The following is a 16,888-nucleotide window of genomic DNA, read 5'->3' on the forward strand; positions in this document are numbered from 1 at the left end:
ATCCAACTTTGAGGGCTGTTATTTAGGCGTGCTTATTCGCCTGTGTTTTCGTTTTCTGATTGTTTTTCCTCGGTGGTGGCTTGCTCAAGACTTTCCACGGAGGCACCATTCATAATGGCTTCAATTTGTTTGCGATCCAGTGTCTCGTATTTGATCAGCGCTTGCGCCATGTTTTCTAGCGTTTGGCGTTCTTCTTCAAGAATTTTCCAGGCGGTCGAATACGCCTGATCAATGATGCGCCGAATTTCGGCATCGATTTTTTCTGCCGTGGCTTCGCTGACATGCTTATGGCGGGTGACGCTACGACCTAAGAACACCTCGCCTTCGTCTTCTGCATAAGTCAATGGACCAAGCACCTTGGAAAGCCCCCACTGTGTGACCATTTTTCGAGCCAAATCGGTGGCGCGCTCAATGTCGTTAGCCGCCCCTGTGGTCACTTTGTCTTCGCCAAAGACGATTTCTTCGGCCACACGGCCACCGAATAAGGAGGCCAGCATCGACTCAAGCAGTTGTTTTGAATAACTCAATCGATCCTGTTCCGGCAAATACATGGTCACGCCCAGGGCTCGCCCACGGGGAATGATGGTGACTTTATAAACAGGATCATGTTGGGGCATTTTCAAACCTACGATGGCATGCCCTGCCTCATGGTAGGCCGTCAATCGCTTCTCTTCCTCCGTCATCACCATGGAGCGCCGTTCGGCGCCCATCATGATCTTGTCTTTGGCCTTTTCAAAATCTTCCATGGTGACACGGCGCTTGTTGGCGCGCGCGGCAAACAACGCCGCCTCGTTGACCAAATTGGCCAGATCGGCCCCCGAAAAGCCTGGCGTGCCTCGTGCAATGATGGAAGGGTCAACATCGTCGCCCAAAGGTACGCGCCGCATATGCACCTTTAGAATTTCTTCCCGTCCGCGCACATCGGGCAGGCTGACAACCACCTGGCGGTCAAAACGGCCAGGGCGCAACAATGCTGGGTCAAGCACATCGGGACGGTTGGTCGCGGCAATGACGATCACGCCTTCTCCACCTTCGAATCCGTCCATTTCGACAAGCAACTGGTTCAGTGTTTGCTCTCGTTCGTCATGACCACCGCCGAGTCCAGCACCACGGTGCCGACCCACAGCATCAATTTCATCAATGAAGATAATGCATGGCGCGTGTTTTTTCGCTTGGTCAAACATGTCGCGCACACGCGATGCCCCAACCCCAACGAACATTTCGACAAAATCGGAACCTGAAATGGTAAAGAAAGGCACCTTCGCTTCACCGGCAATGGCCTTGGCCAGAAGGGTTTTACCAGTCCCCGGCGGGCCAACCATCAGGACACCACGCGGAATACGACCGCCCAGTTTCTGGAATTTGCCGGGGTCTCGCAAAAATTCGACCAGCTCCTTCACTTCTTCTTTTGCTTCTTCACAACCGGCCACGTCCGCAAAAGTGGTTTTGACGTCATCTTCACTGAGCATGCGGGCCTTGCTCTTACCGAAGCTCATGGCCCCCTTGCCGCCACCTTGCATTTGTCGCATAAAGAAAATCCATACGGCGATCAACAGCAGCATTGGGAACCAATTAATCAGTATGGCTAGAAATAGGTTGGTTTCACGAGGCTTGCCTTGGAAATGAACTTCAGGCTTGTTTTCCAGCAATTTTTCCAATGACTCACCGCTGATGGGGATGAACGTATGGAAACGTTCGCCCGTGACATATTCACCGGTGATTTCCTGACCACCTATCACAGTGATGCTTTTTACCTGATCCGCCTTAATGTCGGCAATCAACTGCGAATATCCGATGTCGCGCGGTTGATTGGCAGTATTGAAATTTTGGAACACCATTACCAACACGGCGCCCACCACCAACCACAAAATTAACTGTCTTCCCAAATCGTTCAAGGTTCTGCCTCTTTCAATCTTGTTTTCACAACCGAAATTATGCTGAAACTATACCCGATAGCCCAGCCCCAGTATATAGACTTCACGCGAACGCGGGCGCGACGCCTTTGGCTTACGAACACGCACGCGGTCGAAGGAATGGCGAACGGTTTTGAGATAGTCATCAAACCCTTCGCCCTGAAAAACCTTGACGACAAAATTGGCGCCAGGGTTGGCAACCTGGGTCACCAAATCGAATGCCAATTCGGCCAGATACATCGCGCGCGGCTGATCGACTGCATCCATACCGCTCATATTTGGGGCCATGTCAGACAATATCAAATCCGCCCTCGCCCCGCCCATGTGTTCGAGAAGGCTATCGAGCACCGTTTTTTCGCGAAAGTCACCTTGGATAAAAGTCACGTCCGGCAAAGGGTCCATTGGCAAAATATCCAATGCAAAAATCTGTCCCTTCCCTTTCAAGTGATAGGAAACCCACTGACTCCATCCCCCTGGGGCAGCCCCCAAGTCCACCACAGTCATACCGGGACGGACAATCGCATCTCGCTCGGCAATTTCCATCAGCTTGTAAACCGCACGCGATCGATACCCCTCTTTTTGTGCTTTCTGCACATAGGGATCATTGAAATGTTCCTGCAACCAACGCTTGCTGCTCTTACTTTTTGCCATAGCGGATTTAATTATTTCCCAAACGCGTTTTTGGTTTACAATAACGCCCCTTGCGTTAACGTTCTGACAACCAATGGCACTGACTAACACCCAAATTCGCTTTCTCAGGGCGCGCGCCCACTCCCTTAAGCCCGTGGTTCTGCTTGGCAGTCAAGGACTGACTGAAGCCGTGCTCAATGCCATCGACGAAGCCCTCGAGCATCACGAACTCATCAAGGTCAAGGTCAGAGCAGAAACACGAGACGACAAGCAAGCCATTATCGATGCCATTGTCGAGGCCACAGGCGCGGAGAAAATACAAGTTGTTGGCCATAACCTGACGTTGTATCGGGCGGCCAAAAACCCACGCCTGCTCCTGCCGCGCGGTTAGGCCTCGTACCGAACCTCGACGATTTCGTACTCCACTTCGCCACCTGGCGCCTGAACACGCACGATCTCGCCCTCCTCACGTCCGATCAGGGCGCGAGCAATGGGTGATTTATAGGACAACCGCCCACTTTTCGGATCAGCCTCATCGTGTCCGACAATCTTGTATGTCGTTTCTTCATCCGTCTCCAAGTTAAGGAGCACAACCGTGACGCCGAAAACAACTTTGCCATCCTGTGGCAGTTTTGTGACGTCAATGATTTGGGCGTTGGCCAACTTGCCTTCAATTTCCTGAATTCGGCCTTCGATGAAACCCTGTTGTTCCCGAGCGGCATGATACTCTGCGTTTTCCTTGAGATCGCCATGTGCGCGTGCTTCGGCAATGGCGGCAATGACGCGTGGCCGCGCCACAGTTTTCAGCTCATGCAATTCTTGCTTGAGCGCTTCCGCGCCCTTGATGGTCATCGGTTCACGTTGCATCTACTTCACCTTCTTATGTAATTCTTGAACAGTTTCCACCGAAATGTCATCGACACAATTCAGTGCATCACAGGTCGCGAGTCCGCCAGCTATGGTCGTGGAATACGCGACCTTATGCTCCAACGCCGTACGCCGAATGGTGTACGAGTCGGCGATGGCTTTACGCCCTTCTGTCGTGTTGACAATATAAGCGATTTCATCGTTCTTGATGGTATCAAGGATATTGGGGCGCCCCTCATAGGCCTTGTTGACCCGCTCGACCGGAATACCGTGCTGGCGCAAGTAGTCATGCGTTCCACCGGTGGCAATCAGGGTAAACCCATGCGCCATCAACTTTTTCGCCAACGTGACTGTGGTCGGTTTGTCGGCATCGCGTACGCTCAAAATGACTTTACCGCCTTTCGGTGGCGTATTTCCAGCACCAAGCAACGCTTTGTAATAGGCACTGCCAAACGACAAACCAATGCCCATCACTTCGCCCGTGGATTTCATTTCCGGCCCCAAGATAGGGTCGGCGCCCGGGAACTTGGCGAACGGAAACACTGGCGCCTTGACCGCATAAAACTCTGGCCTAGCTTCCTGTGTGTAACCGAGCTCGGCCAGCGTGGCACCGGCCATACATTTTGCTGCTATCTTCGCAAGCGGGATGCCGGTCGCCTTAGAGACAAACGGCACCGTGCGCGAAGCTCTTGGGTTGACTTCAAGAATATAAATTTCGTCATCCTTGATGGCGAACTGGGCATTCATCAGTCCCACCACGCCAAGCTCCCGCGCAAGCAATCCCATCTGTCGACGCATCTCATCCTGCAATGCCTGAGACAGAGAAAATGGCGGAATCGAACAGGCAGAGTCCCCACTGTGCACGCCCGCTTGCTCAATGTGCTCCATAATGCCGCCGATCAAAATATCGCCGTTTTTATCACAAATAGCATCAACATCCACCTCGATGGCGTCGTCGAGGAAACGGTCGAGCAGGACCGGGGACTCATTGGAGACACTCACCGCCTCAGACATATAGCGGCGAAGTTCATCCTCGTTGTACACAATCTCCATCGCTCGTCCGCCAAGTACGTAAGATGGGCGCACCACCAGCGGGTAGCCAATTTCTGCAGCCAACCGCACCCCTTCTTCAAGGGTTCGTGCCGTACGATTCGGCGGCTGTTTCAAACCTAAGCGTTCAATGGCACGCTGGAACCGCTCCCGATCCTCGGCGCGGTCGATGGCGTCCGGAGATGTCCCGATAATTGGTACGCCAGCCGCTTCCAACGCTCGCGCCAATTTGAGTGGTGTTTGCCCACCATAATGGACAACGACACCAATCGGATTCTCTTTGGCCACGATTTCAAGCACATCTTCAAGCGTCAGCGGTTCAAAATACAGCCTATCGGACGTGTCATAATCGGTTGATACCGTTTCCGGGTTACAGTTGACCATGATGGTCTCGTAGCCCATCTCCTTGGCCGCAAAAGCCGCGTGTACGCAGCAGTAATCGAATTCGATCCCTTGGCCAATGCGGTTGGGCCCACCACCGAGGACAACGATTTTCTTTCTATCCGTCGGCGCCGCTTCGCATTCTTGCTCGTAAGTCGAATACATATAGGCCGTATCCGTCTCAAATTCGGCAGCGCAGGTGTCCACGCGCTTATAGACCGGACGAATGCCGAGTTCATGGCGACGCTTGCGAATTTCGCCCTCGCTCACGTCCAACAGCTTGCCAATCCGTTTGTCGGAAAATCCCTTGCGCTTGAGATGCCGTAAGAAATGAGCATCCAGTGCGCGTAAGCCACGCTGTGCCACTTGGCTTTCCAGCTGCACTAATTCCTGAATCTGGACGAGAAACCACGGATCAATGTGTGTCAGTGCATTCACCTGCTCGATACTCCAGCCATAGCGGAAGGCATCCGCCACATACCACAGTCGCTCTGGGCCGGGCACCTGTAACTTGTTTGCCAATAGCTTTTCCGCATCGTCCTTCGAAAGGTCCAGTTTCGGATCTAGGCCAGTGGCATCCACTTCCAATCCACGCAGTGCTTTTTGCATGGATTCCTGGAAAGTACGACCAATGGCCATGACTTCACCGACCGATTTCATTTGCGTGGTGAGCACCGGCTCAGACTGAGAAAATTTCTCAAAGTTGAATCGGGGGATCTTCGTCACCACATAATCGATTGTGGGCTCAAAGGAAGCAGGCGTCCGCCCACCCGTGATTTCATTGCTCAATTCATCGAGCGTGTAACCCACCGCCAATTTGGCGGCCACCTTCGCTATCGGAAAACCTGTGGCCTTGGATGCCAGTGCCGACGAGCGAGAAACCCGCGGATTCATCTCAATCACCACTAGCCGTCCATTTTTTGGATTGACGGCAAACTGAACGTTCGAACCACCCGTCTCCACACCAATTTCGCGCAGGACGGCCATCGAGGCATCCCGCATAATCTGGTATTCCTTATCAGTCAATGTCTGGGCTGGCGCGACCGTAATCGAGTCGCCGGTATGCACCCCCATCGGATCAAGGTTTTCGATTGAGCAGACAATGATACAGTTGTCGTTGCGGTCGCGAACCACTTCCATTTCGTATTCTTTCCACCCGATGAGCGACTCATCAATGAGCAACTCACTGGTCGGCGACAAGTCAAGACCGCGACGACAGATTTCCTCGAATTCCTCACGGTTATAGGCAATCCCGCCACCCGTGCCGCCCATCGTGAACGAAGGACGGATGATACAGGGAAAGCCGACTTTCTCTAACGCAGCGTAGGCCTGCTCCATGTTATGGGCAATGGCCGAACGCGGCATTTCCAGCCCGATCTTGGCCATTGCTTTCGCGAACAGTTCACGATCTTCTGCCTTGTCTATTGCCTCCCGGTCGGCGCCGATCATTTCGACACCGTATTTTTCCAAAATACCACGAGAGGCCAGATCCAACGCCGTATTGAGCGCGGTCTGCCCACCCATCGTTGGTAAAATGGCATCCGGACGTTCCTTCTCAATAATTTTTTCCACAACCTGCCAGCAGATGGGCTCAATGTAAGTGGCATCCGCCAACTCCGGATCTGTCATGATGGTCGCCGGATTTGAGTTCACCAAAATGACCCGGTAGCCTTCTTCTTTCAGCGCTTTACATGCTTGCGCACCGGAATAGTCAAATTCACAAGCCTGCCCAATCACAATCGGACCGGCCCCAATAATCAGAATACTTTCTATGTCGGTTCTTTTCGGCATGTCTCTACCCTATATTCCCGCAGCGTTTTGTTTTCCAGCACGCATCAAAGCCACAAATTCATCAAACAAACCGGCGACATCATGCGGCCCCGGACTGGCTTCAGGATGGCCTTGGAAGCCAAAAGCAGGGACATCCGTGCGCCTTACCCCCTGAATGGTTCCGTCAAAAAGCGATATATGTGTCACCTCAAGATTGCTTGGCAGACTTTCTTCATCCACCGCAAAACCGTGATTTTGCGATGTGATCATGACTTTGTCGGTCCGCAGGTCCTTGACTGGATGATTGGCGCCATGGTGACCAAATTTCATTTTGACTGTGCGTGCACCGCTGGCCAGTGACAGCAATTGATGCCCTAAGCAAATACCAAACATGGGCACCGCCGTATCGGCAAGGCGTTGAATGGCGTCGATCGCATACGCACAGGGTTCTGGATCGCCGGGGCCATTGGAAAGGAACACGCCATCGGGCGCCATCGCCAAAACGTCTTCCGCTGATGTCGTTGCTGGAACAACTGTCACCCGGCAACCGCGCTCTGCCAGCATTCTGAGGATATTACGCTTCACACCGAAATCATAGGCAACAACGTGGTACGATGTATCGGTCACTTCGCCATAGCCACGCCCAAGCGACCACTCACCTTGCCGCCACTCATAAGGTCTTTGCGTTGTCACCACGCTCGCTAAATCCATGCCTTTCAAGCCAGGAAAGGCGCGCGCCTCAGTCAACGCGGCCTCTACGTCCTCTCCAACCCAAATGCAACCCGCCATGGCGCCGTGTTGGCGCAAATGCCGTGTCAATGCGCGGGTGTCAATATCGGCAATGGCCACGATGCCACGAGCCTTCAAATAGGCATCCAACGACTGTTCGGAGCGCCAGTTACTTGGCACCATCGACAAATCACGAATGACCAGTCCCGCGGCCCAAATTTTGTCCGCCTCTTCGTCTTCTGCATTGACACCAACGTTACCGATATGTGGATACGTCAGTGTGACAATCTGGCGTGCATAAGACGGATCTGTGAGTATTTCCTGATAGCCTGTCATCGCGGTATTGAACACGACTTCACCAACCGTCTTACCATCAGCGCCAATCGATCGACCATGGAACACTGTCCCGTCTTCGAGTACAAGTAGGGCGGGCTGTATCAAGATAACCTCCGTTCAGTCATGTGCGAGAAGCATGATTTCGGCTCGCTAGATAGACAAAAAGCGGAGAAAGCCGAGGCCTTCTGACCGCTTGTTGTCAATTAGCAGTTAAACCTTTCCTATTTTAATGGACTTCGGAGGCTCTGTCCATGTAGTTGGTGAAGCATCAACATGCCAAGTATCAACACTAAGTCATAGTGGCATCAAAATGGGGATGGCATGGCAATCAAGAGAATTTTTCTATCGCCGCATTCAGCAAAGTCGGATAAAAAGTGGTGGGCCCACCAGGACTCGAACCTGGGACCAACGGATTATGAGTCCGCTGCTCTAACCAACTGAGCTATAGGCCCAACGATGAATTGCTCGCGCATTTTATGGAATTTGAAACGGCCTCGCAACGGGGCGAGGCCATTTTTCTAGTCCTCGAGATAGCTTCTCAGCTTTTCAGAACGAGAAGGGTGACGCAGTTTGCGCAGTGCCTTGGCTTCGATTTGACGAATACGCTCACGCGTCACGTCGAACTGCTTACCGACCTCTTCCAAGGTATGATCGGTATTCATGTCAATGCCAAAGCGCATGCGAAGCACTTTCGCCTCTCGTGCGGTGAGGCCAGCCAGCACCTCTCGCGTCGTCTCCTTCAGGCTTTCCCGAGTGGCTGCATCAATGGGCGATTCCGTCACCTGATCTTCGATAAAATCGCCAAGATGCGAATCTTCATCATCGCCAATCGGTGTTTCCATCGAAATTGGCTCTTTGGCTATCTTGAGCACCTTACGGATTTTTTCTTCGGGCATGCCCATACGTTCGGCCAATTCCTCTGGCTGTGGTTCACGCCCCATTTCCTGGAGCATTTGGCGCGAGATTCGGTTCAGCTTGTTGATCGTTTCGATCATATGCACAGGAATTCGAATGGTGCGCGCCTGATCTGCAATGGAACGAGTGATTGCCTGCCGAATCCACCAAGTCGCATAGGTCGAGAATTTGTAACCGCGGCGATATTCAAATTTGTCGACCGCTTTCATCAAACCAATATTGCCCTCTTGAATCAGATCAAGGAATTGCAAGCCTCGGTTGGTATATTTTTTCGCAATCGAGATCACCAAGCGCAGATTCGCTTCGACCATTTCCTTTTTGGCGCGCCGGGCTCTCGCCTCACCAATCGACATCTTGCGGTTGGCTTCTTTAATTTCGGCCACGGTCAAGCTGCATTTCTCTTCAATTTGGCGGAGTTTTTTCTGGGCACGCATAATGTCTTCCGCAAATTCCTGCAGGCGTTCAGAATATGACTCGCCAGCCTCAAGGTGCTCAGCAAGCCAATTCGGATTGGTCTCATTGCCCGGGAATGTGGCGATAAAAGTGCGTCTCGGCATGCCTGCCTGATCGACACACATTTTCATAATCAAACGCTCCTGTACGCGCACTTCGTCCATGATTTCCCGCAAATTCGACACCAAACTGTCGAACATCTTAGGCACGAGGCGGAATGTCGAAAATAGCGCCAACATCTCTTCGAGGCGCTTTTTCGTGGTCTTGTGCGCACGCCCGTACTTGTTCAGCGCTTCGATATACTTGTCATACCGCTGGCGCAGTTCGATGAACTTTTCCCGTGCTTCTTCTGGATTCGGCCCGGTAGGATCTTCATCGTCTGCGTCATCGTCGTCATCATCAAGATCATCCTCCGAAAGCTCCGAGCCAACATGCTCGGCACCGGACACGTTCGGTGCATCGCCATCATCGTTGACGAATCCAGTGACAATATCCGTCAATCGCATTTCGCCAGCTTGCCAGCGATCAAAAGCATCAAGCAATTTGGCAATGGTGTCTGGAAACTCCGCAATGGCTGCCGCAACCTGCTGAAGGCCTTCTTCAATGCGCACTGCAATTTCAATCTCGCCTTCACGGGTTAAAAGTTCAACCGTACCCATTTCCCGCATATACATACGCACTGGGTCGGTGGTGCGTCCAAACTCGGCATCAACCGAAGCAAGTACCGCAGCCGTTTCCTCCACTTCATCATCATCGACGGCAGAGTCATTCATCATTAACAGTGGGTCATCTGGTGCTTCTTCATGCACCTGAATCCCCATGTCATTGATCATTTGAATAATGTCTTCAATTTGATCGGAATCGATAATGTCTGGTGGCAGATGGTCATTGACCTCTGCGTAAGTCAGGTAACCCTGCTCTTTGCCATGTGCGATGAGTTGCTTGAGTTGCGACTTTTGCTGCGACTTATCCATAAAGGCTTGCCACCGTTACTTAGTTTGGTTAATCTCTGGGCCAGTCCACAATGTGTTCTGACCGCAACCGACTGCCCAAGTTCCCATCGCGAGGGACGGGGAAAGGGGCGGTATTATACACAAAGCATTGCCGAATATCGACAGCCTGTCTATTAGTCTTAGTTGAAAAAACGCTCAACACCAAAACTGGTGTGGCCGTAACATGGGACTGGTTTATCATTTTTCAACCCGAAAATGGGGTTATTTGTGCACGTCGGGTTGCGATAGTAACCGCTTCAATAACGCTTTTTCTTCAGGTGTAAGACTTCTCTCCTTCGCCGCTGCCATCAGTTCATCAAGCTTTTGCGTTCGTGCGCTGGCTTTCAGCGCTTTGAGCGCGGCGTAAAACTCGTCATCAAGAATGGTTTCCGGCACGTGTTCTGCCCAGCCAAGAAGACGTTTCAACGCTTGATACTCAGGCGCTTCGCGGAAACGTTCAAGGATCACCGCCGTATTCGGTGTCTTCACGCTCTGAATGCTTTCCACCACGTTATGAAGCACCTCCAAACCCGGCATCGACAACTCCGACAGCCAGCCCCAGTCACCACACTCTGCGGCCAAAGTCGGTTTCACCAACAAGAAAGCGACGACTCGACGAAGCGGAGTCATCACCAAGGGCTTTTTGCGCACGCGGGACTTTTCGCCCCTTCGCCTATCGACCGTTGTGCGCTCCCGCTTAATAATTGCCGTGCCGACAACTTCCTCAATTTGGCTGGCAAGCAGCGATTTATAGACGGGATCGGAAATTTTCTCAAGCATGGGTCGGGCAAGTGCCGCTAAGCGAGCCCGTCCATCCACAGTGTCCAAATCACATAACTGCGCCAATCGACCCACGAGATACTCGGAAAGCACAGGCGCCTTGTTGATGGCATCGATAAACTGTTCAGCCCCATGGGTGCGGACCCAACTGTCCGGATCCTCACCTGCTGGCAACGTGAGAAACCTGACTTCCCGGCCATCGCGAATCTCTGGCAAAACGGTTTCCAACGCTCGCCATGCCGCTTTCTGACCGGCACTATCTCCATCAAAACAAATTACGATCCGATTGGTGTGCCGAAACAATAACGAGAAATGTTCCTGCGACATCGCCGTCCCTAGTGTGGCCACGGCATTGGTGATGCCGGATTCGGCCAATGCCACAACATCCATATACCCTTCCACCACAATCAACCGTTCAAGGCGTCGGTTGGCTTGCAGGGCTTCATACAAACCATAAACCTCTCTTCCCTTGTGAAAAATCGGGGTTTCGGGAGAGTTTAAATATTTTGGTTCACCACCGTTGAATACCCGCCCGCCAAAGCCAACCACCTGCCCACGTCGATTGCGAATTGGAAACATGACCCGTTGACGAAAACGATCATAGGTCTTGCCGTCGCGCACCACGAGCATGCCAGCCAGTTGCAATTGGCGACGCGTCTCCCGATCGATGCCCACTTTTGTGGCGAGGCGGTCCCAACCTGCAGGCGCATAACCAATTGCAAACCTTTCCATAGTCTGCGGACCGATGCCACGCTGCGCTAAATAATCACGTGCGGCCTGCCCTTCCGATGATTGAAGTTGTTCTCTATAAAACTTCTGGCAAGTGTGCAGCAGCGCATAGAGTGGTCGAAGATCAGGGCCATCCTGCGCATCCCTCGGGACGTCCACTCCAATGCGCGCTGCCAATTCTTCAATGGCAGAGACAAAATCAAGGCGGTCATAGGCCATTAAAAAACTAATGGCATTGCCGCTTTCGCCACAACCGAAACAATGATACAGCTGCTTGTCTTCGCTGACGCTAAACGACGGGGTTTTTTCGTTATGAAAAGGGCAGCACGCCATATGATTGCGGCCTGACTTTTTGAGCGGGATGCGCTCACCTATCAGCGCCACCAGATCGGTGCGGGCAAGCAAATCATCAATGAAACTTTGTGGAATTCGGCGTGCCATGCAGTTTTCGGTCTTCCCCTTCAGGCACACATTATGATTGAGAACAGCGGAAGAAAAAAGCCTGTCTGTCGATACGGCTTTAGTTCAATTTCTGCTTGACGAGCTGGCCAACTTGCCCCATATCGGCACGGCCTTGTATTTTAGGACGTAACACATTCATCACGCGCCCCATATCACGCACTGTTTCGGCGCCGGTTTCCGAAATAGCGGCATCAATCAACTGCTCTAGTTCTTCAGAGGACAAAGGGGCCGGGAGGTAAGACTGAATCACAGCCATTTCGGCACGCTCTTTCTCGGCCAAATCTTCTCGTCCTGCCTGCTCATATTGCGCCACAGAATCGCGGCGCTGCTTCAGCATCTTGTCGAGAAGTTTCAGCGCCACCTCGTCAGTCACCGGCGCCTGTTCATCGACCTCATACTGCTTGAAAGCGGACAAAATCATACGAATAGCGCCAAGTCGCACCTTGTCTTTGGCACGCATGGCGCTTTTCATATCTTCCTTAATCCGCTCGCTCAGCATCATGGCAACGCAGTGTTATGAAGCAATAATGGCAATAAGACTTTAGTACAGGCGAATTTGGCGCGCTTCTTCGCGTTGACGCTTTTTCAATGCACGCTTAATCGCTGCGGCGCGCTTACGCTTACGCTCGGCCGTCGGCTTTTCATAAAACTCACGACGACGAACTTCAGACAAGATACCGGCCTTTTCACAGGCGCGTTTGAATCGACGCAAGGCCATATCAAATGGTTCGTTTTCCTTAATGCGTACTTGTGGCATCAAAAATACCCTTATCTATCAACCAGTTAACTACTGCCAACAAAATGGCAGCCCCAGCGAGGTGCGCAATTTTACTCGGTTTTCTCCGTGAATGCAAAAAATCTTTCCTGATGAGCCAGTAATCAGGCGCGGCAAATGTTCGTATGTCCATCACCGGACGAGGTCTAGCCTCGTGGCCGTTATCAATCCGTTTGACTCAACCAGCGTAAGGCATCGTCAACGGTTTCAAATACCCGACATTCGCCGGAGATAAACCAGTTGGACACCTTCACCGCCCACTCCATCCACTTTTGTTGTCCAACCACCGCACATCGGCGAAATTTACGCCCGTGTTTGAGGCCCAATTTAAAATCATCCCAAGCGGCTCTGAGCTCCCAACCTTCTAGTGCCCGGACATCGATCAACGCATCAACAATGGGTGACTGAACCCCAGACAGGGCGGAATCAATCAGCGGCGTCATCATTTCATAGTCTTCATGTGTGAGTCGTCCCACTACCGTGAAAGTCATCAGGATTTTGTCGCCGTAGCGCTCAATACCAACACTAATGCCGTGACGCTCCATAGTCATCTCCCCTTTTCACCAATGGCACTGCATAAAATCATAATAGGGAATGTGGCAAGGCGATTGATGTGCGTCAAAGAAAGGAAAATTCAGCGTATCTGGTAGGACTGAACAAGACAATTAGATGCCGCACGACGTATGTTGACTGCTGACGGGATCCAAACAGCAAACGGCCGACGCTGCGCTGAGCCCCCGACGAGGGGATAGCATCAACACAAGCGCCGACCGCTAGGTGCAAGTCGAATAATTACACGCTGTAGTACATCTCGAACTCAACCGGATGTGTGGTCATATTGAGACGCTCCACTTCCGCTCGTTTGAGTTCGATATAAGCATCAATGAGATCATCACTGAACACCCCGCCCGCTTTCAGGAAGTCACGATCCTGATCGAGCGCCTCCAGCGCCTGTTCAAGCGAGCTGGCCACTGTCGGGATGGCCTTGGCTTCTTCTGGCGGCAGATCATAAAGGTCTTTATCCATCGGATCACCCGGGTGAATCTTGTTTAAAATGCCGTCGATGCCAGCCATCAGCATCGCCGCAAATGCCAGATATGGATTCGCCGTCGGGTCTGGGAAACGCACTTCAATTCGGCGCGCTTTGGGTGAATCTACGTGCGGAATACGGATCGAAGCAGACCGGTTGCGAGCTGAATAAGCCAACATCACCGGAGCTTCAAAACCAGGCACCAGTCGCTTATAGCTATTGGTGGACGCATTGGTAAACGCATTCAGTGCACGTGCATGCTTGATGATGCCACCGATGTAATAAAGGGCTTCATCAGACAACCCGGCATAGCCATTGCCCGCAAAAATATTTTTTCCGTCTTTCGACAACGACTGGTGGCAATGCATTCCACTGCCGTTATCACCCACTACGGGCTTAGGCATAAAGGTGGCCGTCTTACCATAAGCATGCGCGACATTGTGCACGACATATTTAAGAATTTGGAGCTCGTCGGCTTTACGGACCAGCGAATTAAAACGGGTTGCCAACTCGTTTTGTCCTGCCGTCGCCACCTCATGGTGGTGCGCTTCGGTCTCAATCCCCAATTCTTCCAAGATGAGACACATTGTCGAGCGAATGTCGTAGCCCGAATCAACTGGTGGCACAGGGAAGTAGCCGCCTTTGACGCCCGGGCGATGCCCCAAGTTGCCGTCCTCGTATTCGCGCCCCCGATTCCAGACAGCCTCGGCCGAATCTACTTTGTAGAAGGCCCCAGACATGTCTGAGTGAAAACGCACGTCATCAAACAGGAAAAATTCCGGCTCCGGGCCAAAAAATGCCTGATCCGCAATGCCAGTGGATTTCAGATACGCTTCAGCGCGCTTGGCCACAGAACGCGGGTCACGTTCATAGCCAGTCAAAGTGCTTGGTTCCAGAACGTCGCAGACCAAATTCAGAGTGGCCTCTTCAGCAAAAGGATCCAAGTACGCTGAAGCAAAATCTGGCATCAGCACCATGTCAGACTCATTAATCCCTTTCCAGCCCGCGATCGAAGAACCATCAAACATTTTTCCAGCTTCAAGTTGTTCTTCGGTTAAACGCATTGCCGGAATCGTGACATGCTGCTCCTTGCCCTTGGTATCGGTAAAACGAAGATCCACGAACTTCACATCGTTTTCACGAATCATTTCAATGATATCTTTTGCTGATGACATAACACCCTCTTTCACGTTGACTGAACCCACGTTCACTTTGGCGGCACACTCAAAGCAAGTTACGTGCCAAAAATTGGCTTGCCGTTTTTTGGCCCATTTTCGGCATACCGATGGATCGCGCGCACTAATATGGTGCATTCTATTGGCTTTATGCACCGTGGTGGTGCGTTTTGTCGATAACACAAAATATGTACAGATATCATCGACTGCGGTTAGAATAGCCTCCCTCGCGGATATCGGTATCAATTGCCTGTGATTGAAAAACTACGAAATATTGCCATTATTGCCCACGTTGACCACGGCAAGACGACGCTCGTTGACAAGCTGTTACAGCAGTCCGGAACACTCGATTCTCGGAACCAGCCCACAGAGCGCATCATGGACTCCAATGAGTTGGAAAAAGAACGTGGTATCACCATCTTGTCGAAAAATACCGCTATCCGCTGGCGAGATTACCGCATCAATATTGTCGATACCCCGGGACACGCCGACTTTGGTGGAGAAGTTGAACGCATCCTATCGATGGTGGACTCTGTGCTTCTGCTCGTTGATGCGGTCGAAGGGCCGATGCCGCAAACTCGTTTTGTGACACAAAAAGCCTTTGCTCAGGGTCTCAACCCCATTGTCGTTGTCAACAAAATCGATCGACCAGGGGCGCGCCCTGACTGGGTGATCGACCAAGTTTTCGATCTGTTTGACCGATTGGGTGCAACGGATGAACAGCTTGACTTTCCGATCATCTATGCCTCAGCGTTACAGGGCATCGCCGGCCTAGATCCAAATGAAATGGCCGACGACATGACGCCTTTGTTTGAGGCCATTGTGGCACAAGTGCCACCCCCAAAAGTTGACGCCAACGGCCCCTTGCAGATGCAGATCTCATCACTGGATTATTCAAGCTATGTTGGTGCCATTGGCGTGGGTCGGATTACGCGTGGCACGATTCGCCCCAATCAATCGGTCGTCATCGTGGATCGTGATGGTAAGACGCGCCGAGGCCGAATTGGTCAAGTGCTCGGCTATCTTGGTTTAGAACGGTCTCCCGTCGACGAAGGACGTGCCGGCGATATTGTGGCCATCACAGGTGTTGACCCCATTTTCATCTCAGATACATTATGCGACCCAGAGCACCCAGATGCGCTGCCACCTTTAACCGTGGACGAACCGACCGTGACCATGACGTTCCAGGTCAATACTTCGCCTTTTGCTGGTCGGGAAGGCAAGTTTCTGACCTCTCGGCAAATCAAGGAACGATTGGAGCGCGAACTCATCCATAACGTCGCGCTACGTGTCGAAGAAACTGACGACCCAGATAAATTCAAAGTCTCAGGCCGGGGCGAGCTTCATCTATCCGTATTGATCGAGACGATGCGACGGGAAGGCTATGAACTGGCGGTCTCACGCCCTGAAGTTATCATGAAGACGATTGATGGCGAATTGATGGAGCCTTGGGAGACATTAACCGTGGATGTCGAAGAAAGCCATCAAGGCACAGTGATGGAGAAAATCAGTAGCCGCAAAGGTGAATTACAAGACATGGTGCCGGATGGCAAAGGTCGGATCCGTATGGATTTTCGCATCCCGTCAAGAGGCCTGATCGGTTTTCATACAGAATTCATGACCATCACCTCAGGCACGGGTCTTATTTATCATACATTTGACTGCTACGACAAAGCCGTTCCGGGGGCATTAGCGCAACGTAATAACGGGGTGTTAATTTCCAATGCACAAGGCAAGGCGCTCGCTTATGCTTTGTTTAATTTACAGGAGCGGGGCCGTCTGTTCATCGGGCACGGTGAGGAAGTTTACGAAGGTATGATTATTGGCATTCACAGTCGAAGCAACGATCTTGTGGTCAACCCACTTAAAGCGAAACAATTGACCAATATTCGTGCTGCCGG

The 16,888-nt window shown here is 51.9% G+C and carries 13 protein-coding genes and 1 tRNA gene; 2 read left to right on the top strand and 12 right to left on the bottom strand.

Annotated elements, in window-relative coordinates; translation table 11 throughout:
• Window positions 1-32 precede the first annotated feature (32 nt).
• Window positions 33-1,895, bottom strand: coding sequence for an ATP-dependent zinc metalloprotease FtsH (hflB, locus tag D6694_10245; protein RMH40208.1), 1,863 nt, complete (start codon window positions 1,893-1,895; stop codon window positions 33-35).
• Window positions 1,896-1,943: 48 nt separating this feature from the next.
• Complete coding sequence (gene rlmE / locus D6694_10250; protein ID RMH40209.1) at window positions 1,944-2,564, bottom strand: 23S rRNA (uridine(2552)-2'-O)-methyltransferase RlmE; 621 nt, start codon at window positions 2,562-2,564, stop codon at window positions 1,944-1,946.
• A gap of 73 nt (window positions 2,565-2,637) precedes the next feature.
• Here rlmE and yhbY point away from each other — a divergent pair, with 73 nt between their 5' ends.
• The gene (gene yhbY, locus D6694_10255; GenBank protein RMH40210.1) at window positions 2,638-2,934 is read left to right on the top strand and encodes a ribosome assembly RNA-binding protein YhbY; all 297 of its coding nucleotides are present in this window, start codon (window positions 2,638-2,640) and stop codon (window positions 2,932-2,934) included.
• Here the strand turns inward: yhbY and greA are convergent.
• The 10 genes from greA to D6694_10305 form a co-directional block, all read right to left on the bottom strand.
• A complete protein-coding gene (gene greA, locus D6694_10260; protein ID RMH40211.1) occupies window positions 2,931-3,410 on the bottom strand; it encodes a transcription elongation factor GreA in 480 nt (159 codons plus the stop codon). The two genes, yhbY and greA, sit on opposite strands and share 4 nt — an antisense overlap.
• The gene (locus D6694_10265) at window positions 3,411-6,632 is read right to left on the bottom strand and encodes a carbamoyl-phosphate synthase large subunit (GenBank protein RMH40212.1); all 3,222 of its coding nucleotides are present in this window, start codon (window positions 6,630-6,632) and stop codon (window positions 3,411-3,413) included. It abuts the gene before it with no gap.
• 9 nt (window positions 6,633-6,641) lie between these two features.
• Complete coding sequence (locus D6694_10270; GenBank protein RMH40213.1) at window positions 6,642-7,781, bottom strand: carbamoyl-phosphate synthase small subunit; 1,140 nt, start codon at window positions 7,779-7,781, stop codon at window positions 6,642-6,644.
• A gap of 270 nt (window positions 7,782-8,051) precedes the next feature.
• Window positions 8,052-8,128: transfer RNA gene (locus tag D6694_10275), tRNA-Met, on the bottom strand.
• Between the two features lie 66 nt (window positions 8,129-8,194).
• Window positions 8,195-10,018, bottom strand: a complete 1,824-nt coding sequence (rpoD, locus tag D6694_10280) for an RNA polymerase sigma factor RpoD (GenBank protein ID RMH40214.1) — start codon at window positions 10,016-10,018, stop codon at window positions 8,195-8,197.
• A 240-nt stretch (window positions 10,019-10,258) separates the two neighbouring features.
• A complete protein-coding gene (locus tag D6694_10285) occupies window positions 10,259-11,986 on the bottom strand; it encodes a DNA primase (GenBank protein RMH40215.1) in 1,728 nt (575 codons plus the stop codon).
• Between the two features lie 79 nt (window positions 11,987-12,065).
• Window positions 12,066-12,509, bottom strand: a complete 444-nt coding sequence (locus D6694_10290; GenBank protein ID RMH40216.1) for a GatB/YqeY domain-containing protein — start codon at window positions 12,507-12,509, stop codon at window positions 12,066-12,068.
• A 39-nt stretch (window positions 12,510-12,548) separates the two neighbouring features.
• On the bottom strand, window positions 12,549-12,764 hold the full coding sequence (locus tag D6694_10295) for a 30S ribosomal protein S21 (protein RMH40217.1): 216 nt from the start codon (window positions 12,762-12,764) through the stop codon (window positions 12,549-12,551).
• Window positions 12,765-12,946: 182 nt separating this feature from the next.
• The gene (locus D6694_10300) at window positions 12,947-13,333 is read right to left on the bottom strand and encodes an STAS/SEC14 domain-containing protein (protein ID RMH40218.1); all 387 of its coding nucleotides are present in this window, start codon (window positions 13,331-13,333) and stop codon (window positions 12,947-12,949) included.
• 241 nt (window positions 13,334-13,574) lie between these two features.
• Entirely contained in the window at window positions 13,575-14,987 is a 1,413-nt protein-coding gene (locus D6694_10305) for a glutamate--ammonia ligase (GenBank protein ID RMH40220.1), read from the bottom strand.
• Window positions 14,988-15,239: 252 nt separating this feature from the next.
• Here D6694_10305 and typA point away from each other — a divergent pair.
• The coding region (typA, locus tag D6694_10310; GenBank protein ID RMH40219.1) for a translational GTPase TypA at window positions 15,240-16,888 on the top strand (1,649 nt) is incomplete at its 3' end.

The organism is Gammaproteobacteria bacterium (assembly GCA_003696665.1).
Lineage (GTDB): Bacteria > Pseudomonadota > Gammaproteobacteria > Enterobacterales.